Origin of the sequence: Glutamicibacter sp. V16R2B1, from assembly GCF_005774635.1 — a bacterium.
Taxonomy (GTDB): domain Bacteria; phylum Actinomycetota; class Actinomycetes; order Actinomycetales; family Micrococcaceae; genus Glutamicibacter; species Glutamicibacter creatinolyticus.
Map to the genome: position 1 here is coordinate 329,467 of NZ_VATX01000012.1, position 14,066 is coordinate 343,532.

A 14,066-nucleotide genomic window follows, 5' to 3' on the forward strand; every position below is an offset into this window, starting at 1 on the left:
AGTGATTTGTCGCTCACGAAAACCCGCGTCGTTACCATTTCGTGACCTAGTCTGTGGCTGGGGTCACCACTTCGGCGTTCCGCTCCGCGGCGTGCGGGGAGGGCAGCGACTGCGCCTGGTCGTGCAGGCATTCGCGCACCGCCAGGATCGCCGGGTTGCGCTCGGAGGAATGACGCATCGCGGTGAACACGGTGCGCACCGGCGCCCCGGGCAAATCGGCGATGCGCAGCCCCCGCCGACGCTGGGCCCACACCAGATCCGGCAGCAGCGCCACCGCGTTGCCCGACTCCACCAGCTGCACATGCGCCTGCAGGTCAGCGGTCTCGTAGCGCACGTCGGGTTCGAACCCGGCCGTCCGGCAGGCCTGTTCGGCCCAGTGCCGGCTGGCGGCGCCCACCGGCTCCATGACCCAGGGCAGGTGGGCGGCGTCCTCGATGCGGATGACCCGATCGAACTCCGAGACCTCGGTGGGGTCGGTGGCCGGCAGCGCCAGGCGCAGCGCGTCGTGGGTGAGCGTGCGCCGGTCCAGGTTCTCAAAGTGGCGGGCCGCGTGCCCCGGGTACTGTTCGGCGACCACCAGGTCAAAGTTGCGCGCCGCGGTCTCATGCAGGGCGCGTTCGGGCTCCTGCTGGCTCATCTCCACGCGCAGGTGCGGGTGCTGCTGGCGCAGCTGGCCCAGCGCCCCGGGCAGGATCGCCAGCATCGCGGTCTGGAACACGGCCAGGCGCACCGTGCCCGAGACGGTGGACAGGGTCGCGGACAGGTCCGCCTCGGCCCGTTCCATCGAGTCCAGCAGCTGCTCGGTGTGCGCGACCAGCACCTGTGCCTGGGGTGTGAGGCTCAGGGTGCGCCCGTTGCGCTGCAGCAGCTTCACCCCGGCCTCCGCCTCCAGCAGGCTCAGCTGCTGGGAAACCGATGAGGGGGAGTAGCTCAGCTCGTAGGCAACCTCCGCGATCGTGCCGCGCAGGCTCAGTTCGCGCAGCAGGCGCAGGCGGCGCATTTCCAGCATGTTCCTCGTACCTTTCGCCCTAGGGAACCCGGGAAAAACCGGGGTTTTGGCACCCCCAACGATACCTTGGGAAAACCGAATGGAATAGTTTAGTTTTGTTCACTTTTCCTGAACTGATTTAAGGGCCATACTCTTAGTGCACACAGCTTTTTCGCAGCAAGACGCCGCATCGGAACCCACCCGTCCCCGGCCGGTCCCAGAACGAAAGATGCGTTGGTGCTCCGGTCCAATCAGATGAAGCATTAGGAAAGGCGCAACGTGTCAGTCACTAGCCACATCCCCAAGAACATTCCCCCGGCGCAGGCCGCCGACGGCAGCGCCCTCGTCCAGCCAACCGAACTGGCCGACGAGGCCATCGAACTGGTCAAGAGCTGGCTGCAGCAGGCCTCCGAAATCCCGGCCGACGCCGCCGCCGCGCGCCTGGCCGGCGTGCTGAAGGACCCCAACGGCCTGGACTTCACCGTCGGATTCGTCGACGGGGTCATCCGCCCCGAGGACTTGAAGGTGGCCGCCGCGAACCTGAAGATGCTGGCCCCCAAGGTGCCCTCCTTCCTGCCCTGGTACATGCGCAAGGCCGTCGCCCTGGGTGGGACCATGGCCCCGATCATGCCCGGCATCGTGGTGCCGATCGCCCGGCGCGTGCTGCGCGAAATGGTCGGGCACCTGATCATCGACGCCTCCGATGCGAAGCTGGGCAAGTCGATCTCCAAGATCCGCCGCGAAGGGGTGGACCTGAACGTCAACCTGCTCGGCGAATACATCCTGGGTGAGGGCGAAGCCGCCCGCCGCATTTCCGGCACCGAGAAGCTGCTGGCCCGCGATGACGTGGACTACGTCTCGATCAAGGTCTCCTCGACCGTCGCCCCGCACAACCACTGGGCCTTCGACGAAGCGGTGGAGAACATCGTCGAGAAGCTGGTGCCGCTCTACCGCCAGGCCAACAACGCCTCACCGAAGAAGTTCATCAACCTGGACATGGAAGAGTACAAGGACCTGGAGCTGACCATCGCGGTCTACACCAAGCTGCTCTCCCGCGAGGAATTCAAGGACCTGCGCACCGGCATCGTGCTGCAGGCCTACCTGCCCGACGCGCTGGGCGCGATGATCGGTCTGCAGGAATTTGCCGCCGCCCGCGTCGCCGAGGGCGGGGCCCCGATCAAGGTGCGCGTGGTCAAGGGCGCGAACCTGCCGATGGAAACCATGGAGGCGGACCTGCACGGCTGGCCGCTGGCCACCTGGCACAGCAAGCAGGACTCGGACACCAGCTACAAGCAGGTGCTGGAGTACGCGCTGCGCCCGGACCACATCGGCAATGTGCAGATCGGCATCGCCGGGCACAACCTGTTCGACATCGCCCTGGCCTGGCTGCTGGCCAAGGCCCGCGGGGTCACCGAGGGCATCGAATTCGAGATGCTGCTGGGCATGGCCACCGGCCAGGCCGAAGCGGTGCGCCGCGACGTGGGCAAGCTGCTGCTCTACACGCCGGTGGTGCACCCCGCGGAATTCGACGTGGCCATCGCCTACCTGATCCGCCGCCTGGAGGAAGGCGCCAGCCAGGAAAACTTCATGTCCGCGGTCTTCGAACTGGATTCCAGCCGCGAACTGTTTGAGCGCGAGAAGCAGCGCTTCCTGGCCTCGCTGCACGCCATGGGCGACACCGTCCCGGGCCCGCACCGGGTGCAGAACCGCCAGGAGGCCGACCCGGCCCTGGCCAGCGCCGTCGACGGGTTGATCAGCGGGGACCGCGACTTCTTCAACACCCCCGACTCCGACCCGGATTTGCCCGCGAACCGCGAATGGGCGCGCGGCATCCTGGAACGCATGAAGGACTCCACCGTCGGCGCCGACGCGGTGAAGGCCAACACGCTGAAGTCCTCCGCCGAACTGGATGAGGCCATCGCCATGGGCGTGGACGCCGCCGCCGACTGGCAGGCCATGGGCGCCGCCAAGCGCGCCGAGATCCTGCACCGCGCTGGCGCGCTCTTCGAGGAGCGCCGCGGGCTGATGCTGGAGGTCATGGGCTCCGAATGCGGCAAGACCCTGGACCAGGGCGACCCGGAAGTCTCCGAGGCGATCGACTTCGCTCACTACTACGCCCAGCGCGGCCTGGAGCTGGAGAACGTCGACGGGGCGAGCTACACCCCCTCGAAGCTGACCGTGGTGACCCCGCCGTGGAACTTCCCGATGGCGATCCCCGCCGGCTCGACCCTCTCCGCGCTGGCCTCCGGCTCGGCGGTCATCATCAAGCCGGCCAGCCAGGCCGCCCGCATCGGCGCCACCATGGTGCAGGCGCTGTGGGATGCCGGGGTGCCCAAGGACGTGCTGCAGCTGGTGTTCCTGGCCGAGCGCGACCTGGGCCGTGAACTGGTCAGCGACCCGCGCGTGGACCGCCTGATCCTCACCGGCGGCTACGAGACCGCCGAACTGTTCCGCTCCTTCCGCAAGGACCTGCCGCTGCTGGCCGAAACCTCCGGGAAGAACGCCATCATCGTCACCCCGCACGCCGACCTGGACCTGGCCGCGCGCGACGTCGTGCAGTCGGCCTTCGGGCACGCCGGGCAGAAGTGCTCGGCCTCCTCGCTGGTGATCCTGGTCGGTTCGGTCGCCGAATCCCGCCGCTTCAACAGCCAGCTGGTCGACGCGGTGAAGTCGCTGACCGTCGGCTACCCGTGGAACCCGGAATCCCAGATGGGCCCGGTGATCGACAAGCCCGGCGAGAAGCTGATGCGCGGGCTGAGCACCCTGGGCGAGGGCGAGCGCTGGGCCTTGGAGCCCAAGGAGCTCGATGATTCGGGCAAGCTGTACTCCCCGGGCGTGCGCTACGGGGTCAAGCGCGGCAGCGAATACCACCTGACCGAGTACTTCGGCCCGATCCTCGGCGTGATGACCGCCGAAACCCTGGAAGAAGCCGTGGCCATGGTCAACGAGATCGACTACGGGCTGACCAGCGGGCTGCACTCGCTGGACGCCGATGAACTGGCCTACTGGCTGGAAAACATCCAGGCCGGCAACCTGTACGTCAACCGCGGCATCACCGGTGCGATCGTGCAGCGCCAGCCCTTCGGCGGCTGGAAGAAGTCCGCGATTGGTGCCGGCACCAAGGCCGGCGGCCCGAACTACCTGATCGGGATGGGCACCTGGAGCGACGCCCCGGTCAGCCAGAAGGCGCCGCTGTCCAGCTTCGGGCAGCGCCTGCTGCAGGCCGCCGACCTGGAAGCCGCCGACGCGAGCTGGCTGGAAGACGCCCTGGGCAGCGACCAGCACTGGTGGGCCACCGAATTCAACGTGGCCAAGGACCGCTCCGGCCTGCAGGCCGAACGCAACCTGCTGCGCTACCGTGCGCTGGATGTGACCGTGCGCTATGAGAACGAAACCAGCGGCCACGGCATCGCCGAGGCCCTGCGCGTGGTCGCCGCCGGTGTCACCGCCGGCTCGCGCGTGACGTTCTCCAGCGCGGTGGAGCTGCCGCGCCGGGTGCGTGAACTGCTGGCCGAGCACTCCGTGGTCGTGGTCATCGAAGACGCTGCGGCCTTCGCCCAGCGAGCCGCCGCCCTTGCCGGGAAGACCGGCCCGGACTCGGCCGCCCGTATCCGCCTGATCGGCGGGTCGCTGGCCGAGGTCGCCGAGGCCACCGACGGCAAGCCGGATGTGGCCATCTACGCCTCGCCGGTGACCTCCGCCGGACGCGTTGAGCTGCTGCCGTTCCTGCACGAGCAGGCCGTGTCGATCACCGCGCACCGTTTCGGTACCCCGAACACCCTAAGCGACGGTGTCATCTAGTCCGCGGTTTGCGCGCTAACTGAATATCCGGTGTGACCGGCTCCGGCCGCGTCAGCCGCCACGGCGCCGGGCCCAGCTTCCTGAGGGAAACTGGGCCCGGCGCCGTTGGCCTACCCAGGGCGTAGCGCCGCCGCGTCGGGCACTGGGAGGCTACGGGTTCGGGTTCCAGTAGGTGTTGCGCTGCGGCTTTTGTTCCGGATCGATGTGCTTGGGCATGATCACGTAGGGCAGCCCGTCGATCACCACCACCTCGATCTGCCCGCTGTCCACCGCGTGGTGGTCGGAGTCGCAGAACGGCCCGATATTGGCCAGCTCCGTTTTCCCACCGAGGTACCACGGTTTGATGTGGTGGAACTGCAGTTGGGAGGGTGGCGCGGTGCACCCGGGCACCAGGCAACATCGGTCCCGGGCCAACACCGCGCGCTGCAGCGAGAGCGGAACCAGGCGTTGGGTTCGCCCGTAGTCCAGCAGTTCGCTCTTGGCGCCCAGCACGGCCGAAATGATGTTGGCCTGGCACAGCAGCCGCCTGAGTTCTCCTGGCGGAAGGTCCAGCCCGTGGGCCGTTTGCGCGTGGGCCGAGGCCAGATCGCGCAGGTCCTGCAGCTGCAGGTAGACGACCGCTTCGGGGCGGATCGTCTTGCGTTGCCCGGTGCCGGTGGGGGAACTGGTGAGCAGGTCCATGATCGCGTTCAGCGCCCGTTCCGGTGGGGTGGGTTCCAGCCCCGGGGCCGCCGGTTCCCAACGGGCCGAGTCATCCACGTCGTCGGGCAGGAAGTCCGGACGGTCAGCTGCCCCGGCGTTCGCCTGCTGTTCGTCGAGCTGACGCTCGGTGCTGCGGGCCGCCTGCCCGGCATTGGTGCGCGGGTTGTTGGCCTGGGCGATCGCCGATTCAAGCCGTTCGGCCTCCAGGATGGAGACGCGCAGCAGGTATTCGCGCACCAACGGGTTGTTCGTGGGCAGCCGGAACAGGCCGCGGCGCAGGGCAGCGGGGGAGCTGTTCTGCGGGTTCGCGGCGGCGCGGCCGATCAGCGTGCGCACCAGCTGGTCGGTTTCCCGTGGGGTGTGCCCCCGGCGCAGGACCTCGGCGGCGTGTTCCTCGATGCTGCGCCCGTCCTCGTGGGTCAGCGTCGGGGCGCTGCTGGCACCCTCGAAACTGGTGTCCTTCGGTTCGTGGCGGGAGAGCTTGCCGCTGGTTTCCCGCACTTGCTGCGGGTCCTGGCCGGGGTCGTTGAACAGCTGGCCCAGGTGGCTGAAGCGCGGGGGCAGCTGGTTGCCCGACGGGTCGCGGCGGGCGATGAGGTCGGCGGCGTCCAGCACCATCTTGTTGGCCTGGGAGTAGGGGATGCGCAGCCAGGCGGCCAGCAGTTCGGCGGTGTTCTTGAACGATGCCCGGCCCTTGCACTGGCGGGCCGGGCGGGTCGTGTCCGCGGGGGTGGTGCGCAGCTGTTCGTATTCGGCCGGATCCAGCAGGTGGGCGTTGGTGGCCGCGAGCCGGTCGGCGGCGGTAAGGGACATGCGCGTGGCCTCATTTTGCAGTTCCCGGGCCGCGGTGGCCAGCTCCAGGGCCAGCCGGGGATCCGTGGTGGCGGCCAGCGCCTCCCGCAGGGAGCTGAGCAGCTGGCGGCCGTGGGTGAGCAGGGAACGCAGCAGCGTCCCGTCGTTTTCGGGCACCACCGGGGAGGCGTTGCCGGTGGCTTGTGCCAGCACCCGCTGCATCCCGTTCAGGCTCGCGGCCAGTTCCGTGGTGGTCATGTCCCCAGTGTGCCCCGCCGGCCAGCGGGCGCCGGTGGGGGCTAGGGTTTTGTGGATAACCCGCGGCGCGCGGCCACCGCGTCGGCGGCGGCCGCCAACCAGGCCGGCAGCACGTAGCGGGCAACCCCGAGCAGCACGAAGAGCGTGGTGGTGGCCTGTTCGGAGTTGCTGGCCGCCAGCATCGCCCAGCTCAGCAGCAGGCTGGCGGCGAACCCGGTCAGCCAGCCGGCCAGTTGGCGGGTGCGGAAGATGAACCAGCCGGTGAGCAGCAGCAGCGGGAAGAGGAACCCGCAGAAGCCCAGGTAGCCGGCGTACTGCCCGGTCAGGTCGAAGGCGCGGGCCAGGAACCAGTCCCCGTATTCGATGTGGCCAAGCACCGGAGCCTTGAGCAGCGCGTCGAGCACCAGGAACCCCAGGATCAACCCGAGCCCCCAGGCCTTGGCGGTGCGTGGGGCCGGCAGCAGCCAGCAGGTGCCGAGCACGACCAGGCGCACCGCCCACAGGCTCACCACCAGCAGGCCGCTGCCGCCGAAGGAGAGGTGAACCAGGCTGAGCATGCTGTTGGCGATCAGCCCGGCCAGCAGCACCAGCCAGATCAGGATGTGCTTGGCGGGCAGGTCCACGCGTCGGGTGGTAGGGCTCACGGGCCGTCGGCTCCTTGGGTTCTGGGCGGGATCGGGAAATTCTCCACCGAACAGCCTAGCGCCCGTGGCTGTGCCGGTGCTGGGTGCAGGCGTTGGGTGCAGGCGTTGGGTTTGGCCCTGCCCGGGACGGGCTACTCCTCGAGCTTCAGCGCCTTGCGCAGGGTCAGCGCCCCGCCGGTGTGCATCACCGCGCGGCGGTAGATCCTCTCCGCGAACACCAGCACCACCCAGCAGAACGCGAGCGCCACCAGCAGTGAGAGCACCGGCTCGAACCAGGGCACCTGCCCGGTCAGCAGCCTGATGGGCATGGCCACGGAGGAGACGATCGGCACGTAGGAGGCGATCACCAGCACCGTGCCCTTGGCGTAGAGGCCGATGAACAGGATGCCGATCAGCACCGTGACCACCGGCCCGGAGGACTGTTGCAGGTCCTCGGTGCGGGTGGCCAGGGCACCCAGCGCGGCCCAGCATCCGGCCAGCACCAGGAACCCGGCCAGGAAGAACACGACGAACCAGGTCGCCACCTGGAAGACGACGCCCAGGAACGGGATCTCGATGGGGGCCAGCCAGGCGGCCAGCAGCCCCACCCCGAGGAACAACAGCAGCTGGCCCAGGGCCAGGATGACGTTGCCGATGATCTTCCCGGCCAGCAGTTCGCGCAGCCGGATCGTGCTGGCCAGGATCTCCACCACCCGGTTCTGCTTCTCCTCGATCACGGAGTTGGCGATCGGCATCCCGAAGATCAGTGCGGCCATGTAGAACAGGAAGGAGAAGATGAACGCCATGGCCTGGATCATCGAGTTGCGTTCGGCGTCCCCCTGCAGCAGGGTGACGCTCAGCGCCGTGTCCGCCGGCAGCTGCCCCGGATCGATGCCGGCACTGCTGAGCAGCTCGGCGGTCAGCACCTGCTCGACGGAGGTGTCCAGCAGGCTGCGCAGCTTGGCGGGCACCTCTTCGCCACCGGTGAGCGTGAACTTCCCGGGGCCGGTGGAGTGCAGCACCGCGTCCAGGGTGCCGGCCTCCACCTGTTGGCGGGCCTGGTCGTCGGGCAGGTTCTGCACCGAGAGGTCCACGTCCTGCGGCTGGGTCTGCTGGGCGTGCTCCAGCACCTGCAGGCTGGGCTGGTCGGCGCCGGCCACCGTGTAGGTGCTGGTGCGGTTGGCCAGGAACCCGGAGAGCGCGATGGAGCCGACGATCAGCCCGACCGTGATCAGGGTGGAGATGATGAACGCCTTGTCGCGGACCTTGGTCTCGACTTCGCGCAGGGTCACGGTCAGCCAGGCGGGGGTGGTGCTCATCGGATGATCTCCCGGTAGATGTCGGCCAGGGTGGGGCGGTGGGTGGCGAATTCGTGGACGGCGCCGCGGCGCATCGCCTCGGCGAGCACCTGCTGGGCCAGCTGGGGGTCGGCGAAGCTGACCAGCGCCTCGGGCCCGGAAACATCCAGGGCGGTGACCCCGGGGTGCTCGCGCAGCCAGCCGGCGTCGTGCTCCAGCACCAGCCGGTGCTTGTCGGTGTGGCGCCGGCGCAGGGCCCCGGCCGCGTCGTTGGCCAGGATGCGCCCGTCCTGGATGATGACCAGGTGGTCGACGAGGTTTTCCAGCAGGTCCAGCTGATGGCTGGAGAACAGGATCGGCACCCCGCGGTTGGCGTAGTCGCGCAGGATGGAGCTCATCGCGTCCACCGCCAGCGGGTCCAGGCCGCTGAACGGTTCGTCGAGCACCAGCACCTGCGGTTCGTGCAGCAGCGCGGCGGTGACCTGCACGCGCTGCTGGTTGCCCAGGGACAGGGATTCGAGCTTGGCCCGGGCCCGTTCGGCCAGGCCGAAGCGTTCCAGCAGTTCCATGGCCCGCTGCCGGGCGGTGGAGCGGGCCAGGCCGTGCAGGGAGCCGAGGTAGACCAGCTGGTCGATGACCGGCTGCTTCGGGTAGAGGCCGCGCTCCTCGGGCATGTAGCCAAAGCCGCGGCGGGTGCCTGCGCCCAGATCGCCGCCGTTGAGCCGGACCGTGCCGTGGTGGGCGGCCAGCAGCCCCATGATGATGCGCATCGTGGTGGTCTTCCCGGCCCCGTTCGCGCCGACGAAGCCGGTCAGGGACCCGGCGGGCACCTGGAAGCTGACATCGTGCAGCACCTGGTGCTCGGCGAAGGACCGGCTGATGTTTTGCAGTTCAAGCACGTGGGCTCCTTGGCTGGGTTCCGCGCCGTGCGGGCGGGGTGGGGGTTCTGCCCTCCAGCCTAGGTGGGCTTTGGCCGGCACGGCTCACGCGCAGGGATGAAACTATTGGATGAGGCCGGCGCGGTGGGCGAAGAGCACCGCTTGGACCCGGTCGCGCAGCCCGGCCTTGGCCAGCAGGTTGGACAGGTGGGTTTTCACCGTCGCCTCGCTCAGCCCGAGCTGGGCGGCGATCTCCTGGTTGTTCTGCCCGCCGGCCAGGGCGCGCAGCACCTGGGTTTCGCGTTCGGTCAGCCGCTGCAGCACCGCCTGCTCCGCCGCCGGGCAGGACGCGGCGGTGCCGCCGTCGGCGGGGTGCGCGCCGGCGCCGTTGGGCGGGACCGGTTCGGGGTGGGCGGCGGGATGCAGCCGGTGGCGGATCAGCTTCAGCGTGACCTCCGGGGCCAGCAGCCCGTGCCCGGCCGCGACCTGGTGCACCGCGTGGATGAGCATTTCCGGTTCGGCGTTCTTCAGCAGGAACCCGCTGGCGCCGGCCTGCAGTGCGTCGAACAGGTAGTCGTCGCGGTTGAAGGTGGTCAGCACGATGATCTTGGCGCCGGTCTGGCCGGCCAGCTGGGCGGTGGCGGCGATCCCGTCGAGTTCTGGCATCTGGATGTCCATGAGCACCACGTCCGGGTCCAGGGCGGTGGCGGTGTTGATCGCCTGGCGCCCGGTGCCGGCGGTGCCCACCACGCTGATCCCCGGGTCGGTTTCCAGGATCAGCTGCAGGCTGGAGACGATCAGGGGCTGGTCATCGGCGATCACCACGCGGATAGCAGGCATGCCTTCAGCCTACTGCCGCGCCGGGCCGGCGCCCGGATCCGTGACGGGTCCGCCGCCGGGCACCGCACCGGGGGCAGCGGCCGCGCCGGTCGCCGGATCGGCGGGGGCCTGGACCCGAAGCCGGGCGCGGGTGCGCCAGCCACGTTCGGCGCGCGGCCCGATCTCCACCTGCCCGTGGTGCAGGCCGGCCCGTTCCCGGATGCCGCGCAGCCCAAACCCGGATCCGGCGGTGCCCGGGCGCGCGGTGCCCGCATCGGTGGTTTCGGTTTCCACCCAGTCACCGTGCGCGTCGCGGCCCGAACGCAGGCTGAGCCGGGCGGTGCGGGCGGTGGAGTGCTGGCGCACGTTGGACAGGGCCTCGCTGCTGATTCGGTACAGGGCCAGGGACAGGCCCTGGGGCAGCGTGGCAAGGAAGCCCGGGCGGTGTTCGGCGACGCTCAGCTGCACCTGCAGCCCCAGCCCGGCGTTGTGGGTGATCAGCTTCTCCAGCTGCCCTAGGGAGGGTTCGGGGTGGCGGGTATCGCCCAGTTCCGGGCTCTGGGCCTGGGCCTGGGTGTGGTGGGCCGGGTCGCGCAGCACCCCCAGCAGGGCGCGGGTTTCGCTCACGGCGCTGCGGGCGGAGGATTCGATGCCGCGCAGCAGCTCGGTGGCGCGCTGCGGGTCGCGGTCCTGCACCAGCCGGGCCGCGGAGGCCTGCACTCCCACCGAGGAGATGTGGTGGGCGATGACGTCGTGCAGTTCCCGGGCGATGCGCAGCCGTTCCTCGCTGACCGCCCGGGCGGCCAGTTCCTCGGCCTGCGCGGCGATGCGGGCCGCCTGTTCGCCGACCACCTGGTTTGCGTAGGCGTTGGACCAGCTGATCAGCCCCAGGAAGATGGCCCCGCCGAAGTAGAGCAGGTTGATCAGGAAGGTGTACAGCGGCAGTGCCCCCAGCGGGTCGAACGCCCCGGCGGGGTCCTCGACCAGGGTCCGGCCGGTGGCGGTGACCAGGTCGGAGGTGAAGAAGGAGAGCACGAGCCACAGCGCCATGGCCAGCAGCACCACGGCCAGCGCGGTCCACAGCGCGCGGCGGTTGCGGGCCCAGGCGACGGCCGTATAGATCGCCAGGAAGTAGGCCAGCTGGGCGCACAGCTGCATGGCCACGATCGCGCCGTCCCCGACCCCGGCGAGCATGAACACGGCCGAGGAACTGAGCATGACGAGGATCGGCCAGCGCCGGCGCACCAGCAGGGGCGCCACCAGTCCGGCGATGACCAGGTAGGCGATGGTGCGGCTGACCGCGTCCTCGCGTTCGCTGAGGGACTGGACCAGTTCCTGCATGAACAGCGCCAGCACCAGGAACCCCAAGCCGGCCCACACATCGCGGCGCAGGGAGGCCGGCACGGGGGCCGGGCGTTCCCATTCGGCCGGGGGCAGGGAGGGCAGCAGGCGGTGCACGTAATCGGCGAGTCGGGCCATGGCCTTCTCCTGGGGCAGCATCCGGCGGGGGTGCTTCGCACTTTACCCGGTGTCCGGGCGGGGGCGGATGCGCCGGGAGGATTACGCCAAAGGTCGTGCCCGGCGGTGGCGGGGGTGGAAGATATTGTTACCCGGCGGTAATGTGACGGTATGCACATGATCTTCCGTATCCTCATCCTGCTGTTCAGCAGCCGTCGCCGACCGAAGCTGAGCATGCTGGATGCCGGCAGCGTGCCGATGCGCGCCACCCTGACCGACATCGACTTCGCCGGGCACATCAACAACGGCATGTACTTCTCGATCTTCGACCTGGGCCGCTTTGATTTGATGTTCCGCTCCGGGATGTGGGCGGCGCTGCGCCGGAACAAGTGGACCCCGGTGGTGCAGGCGGAGATGATCACCTTCCGCAAGTCGGTGAAGCTCGGGGTGAAGTTCACCCAGGAGACCCAGGTGCTGGGCGCCGATGAGAAGTGCATCTACTTTGAACAGCGCATCGTGGTCGACGGGGAGATCTATGCCCGCGGCTACATCGCCACCCGACTGGTCTCCAAGTCCGGTCCGGTGCCCAATGAGCAGATCTTCGCCGCCGCCGGGGTGAGCATGCCCGATGACCGGCAGGTCCCGGCCTGGATCACCCAGTGGCGTGAGGACAGCTCCCTGCCCTCGGCCCGCCGCCCGGCCCCGCACAGCTGGGTGGGCTAAGCCGGCGCGGATCATCTGGCCGCCCGGCGGGCCGGAGCCGGATCAGGCCCCGTTCGGTGAGTCCGCGGCGGGGGCGCCGGCGTCGTGCCGGCCGTGGGCGGCGTGCAGGAAGCGGGCGATCAGCTGCGGGTCCTTGACCCCGCGGGAGGACTCCACCCCGGAGGAGACATCGGCCCCCGCCGCCCCGGAGGCGGCCAGCGCCGCGGCCACGTTGCGCGGATCCAGGCCCCCGGCCACCAGCCAGCGCCGCCCGGCCGCGGCCTCGCGCACCAGCGAGTAGTCCCACGCCGCACCGCTGCCGGGCACGGCGGCGTCGATCAGCAGCAGCTGCTCGCCCCAGTCCTCGAACACCTGCGGCGGGTCATCCATCCGCACCGCGCGGATCACCTGGAAGCCGGCGGAGCGCACCTGGCGCACCTCGGCGGCGGTGCGCTGCCCATGCAGCTGGATCCACCCCACCCCGGCCGCCCGCGCCCGGTCGATGGCGGTGTCCACGTCCTCGTGGCGCACCACCGCCACGCTGGCCACCGATTCGGGCACCGCGGCCACCAGTTCGGCCGCCCGCTGCGGGCTGATGCGCCGCGGCGAATCGGTGAGCACAAAGCCCAGCGCCGCGGCCCCGTGCTCGATGGCCACCGCCACATCGGCGGCGGTGGACAACCCGCAGATCTTCACCCAGGGGCCGGGCACCGCCGGGGTTTCGTTGGGCGCGCTCACCGGGTGGCCTGCCGTCCCACCGGCACGGACTGCTCCAGGTGCCCCGGGCGGTAGCCGCCGGGGGAGTTGGCGCGGATGCGCACCAGGGTGCGGGCGTGCTCCCACAGCGCCCGGTCCTCCGCGGAGCGCGGCACCCAGGGGGTCACCGGCACCGCGGTTCCGGTCGCGTCGCGCGCCACCATCACCGTCAGGCAGTAGGTGGTCAGGTTCAGCTGCCCGCCCTTGGGATCCCCGGAGCGCACGTGCACCGCAATGTGCATGCCCTTCACCCCGGTGTAGACCAGGCGGGCCTCGACCTCCACCAGGTCCCCGATGCGTAGCGGCCGGTAGAAGCGGATCCCGCCGGAGAACACCGCGACGGTGTCCTGCCCGCAGTACCGCGAGGCGCACAGCGCCGCGGCGGTGTCGATCCACTTCATCACGATCCCGCCGTGCACCTTCCCGCCCCAGTTCACGTCCGTCGGCTCGGCCAGGAAGCGCAGCGTAATGCGTTCGGCGGTGCCGGCCTGCGTGTAGCTTTGGCCCTTCATTTCCTCCACGATGGCGTCGCGGATCCCGATCCGGGCCAGCGCGTCGTCCCGGCGCCGGGTCTGCAGCTCGGTGCGCGGGGTGAAGCTGGGCACCGGGCGCGGCTTGCCGTGCTCGTCCACGGCCACGAAGATCACCAGGCAGGTGGTGGAGGTGCCGGTGCGCTCGCCGCGCGGGTCGCGGAAGGAGACCTCGGTGTGCACGTGCATGGAGGAGGTGCCGGTGTAGACGATGCTGGCGGTGACCTCCACCAAATCCCCGCTGCCCACCGGGTCGGAGAAGTGGATGTTGCCCACGTACGCGGTGACGCAGTAGCTGGCGGCCCAGCCCACGGCCGCGGCGTACGCGGCCTTGTCCACCCACTCCAGCACGGTGCCGGCCTCGACGGTGCCGGACAGGCCCACATCCATGGGCGCGGCCAGGAAGCGCAGGGTGATCTGGTGGGGGCGGGGTGCTTCGCCGGTGGTTTCCATGCTCCAAG

At 69.9% G+C, this 14,066-nt stretch carries 11 protein-coding genes; 2 read left to right on the top strand and 9 right to left on the bottom strand.

Annotation, left to right across the window (positions count from 1 at the left end; all coding sequences use genetic code 11):
* Nucleotides 1-46: 46 nt before the first annotated feature.
* On the bottom strand, nt 47-1,009 hold the full coding sequence (locus FDN03_RS08885; protein WP_138176059.1) for a LysR substrate-binding domain-containing protein: 963 nt from the start codon (nt 1,007-1,009) through the stop codon (nt 47-49).
* Nucleotides 1,010-1,297: 288 nt separating this feature from the next.
* Between FDN03_RS08885 and FDN03_RS08890 the strand changes: the two genes are divergently transcribed.
* Nucleotides 1,298-4,789, top strand: a complete 3,492-nt coding sequence (locus FDN03_RS08890) for a proline dehydrogenase family protein (RefSeq protein ID WP_249354464.1) — start codon at nt 1,298-1,300, stop codon at nt 4,787-4,789.
* 150 nt (nt 4,790-4,939) lie between these two features.
* Here FDN03_RS08890 and FDN03_RS08895 read toward each other — a convergent pair whose 3' ends face one another.
* The 6 genes from FDN03_RS08895 to FDN03_RS08920 form a co-directional block, all read right to left on the bottom strand.
* Nucleotides 4,940-6,541, bottom strand: a complete 1,602-nt coding sequence (locus FDN03_RS08895) for an HNH endonuclease signature motif containing protein (RefSeq protein ID WP_138176063.1) — start codon at nt 6,539-6,541, stop codon at nt 4,940-4,942.
* 41 nt (nt 6,542-6,582) lie between these two features.
* Entirely contained in the window at nt 6,583-7,185 is a 603-nt protein-coding gene (locus tag FDN03_RS08900; protein ID WP_138176065.1) for a hypothetical protein, read from the bottom strand.
* Between the two features lie 131 nt (nt 7,186-7,316).
* A complete protein-coding gene (locus FDN03_RS08905) occupies nt 7,317-8,483 on the bottom strand; it encodes an ABC transporter permease (protein ID WP_138176067.1) in 1,167 nt (388 codons plus the stop codon).
* Nucleotides 8,480-9,361: an ATP-binding cassette domain-containing protein gene (locus tag FDN03_RS08910; RefSeq protein WP_138176069.1), complete on the bottom strand. Its 882-nt coding sequence runs from the start codon at nt 9,359-9,361 to the stop codon at nt 8,480-8,482. Before FDN03_RS08910 ends, FDN03_RS08905 begins: the two co-directional genes overlap by 4 nt.
* A 102-nt stretch (nt 9,362-9,463) precedes the next feature.
* The gene (locus FDN03_RS08915; protein WP_138176071.1) at nt 9,464-10,180 is read right to left on the bottom strand and encodes a response regulator transcription factor; all 717 of its coding nucleotides are present in this window, start codon (nt 10,178-10,180) and stop codon (nt 9,464-9,466) included.
* Nucleotides 10,181-10,189: 9 nt separating this feature from the next.
* A complete protein-coding gene (locus FDN03_RS08920) occupies nt 10,190-11,638 on the bottom strand; it encodes a histidine kinase (protein ID WP_171021185.1) in 1,449 nt (482 codons plus the stop codon).
* Between the two features lie 150 nt (nt 11,639-11,788).
* On the opposite strand from FDN03_RS08920, the gene FDN03_RS08925 reads away from it, so the two are divergent.
* Entirely contained in the window at nt 11,789-12,340 is a 552-nt protein-coding gene (locus FDN03_RS08925) for a thioesterase family protein (RefSeq protein WP_054822066.1), read from the top strand.
* Between the two features lie 42 nt (nt 12,341-12,382).
* Here the strand turns inward: FDN03_RS08925 and FDN03_RS08930 are convergent, their stop codons facing one another.
* The gene (locus tag FDN03_RS08930; RefSeq protein WP_249354453.1) at nt 12,383-13,057 is read right to left on the bottom strand and encodes a phosphoribosylanthranilate isomerase; all 675 of its coding nucleotides are present in this window, start codon (nt 13,055-13,057) and stop codon (nt 12,383-12,385) included.
* Entirely contained in the window at nt 13,054-14,058 is a 1,005-nt protein-coding gene (locus FDN03_RS08935; RefSeq protein WP_138176075.1) for an acyl-CoA thioesterase, read from the bottom strand. The genes FDN03_RS08930 and FDN03_RS08935 overlap by 4 nt, the downstream gene beginning before the upstream one ends.
* Nucleotides 14,059-14,066 lie beyond the last annotated feature (8 nt).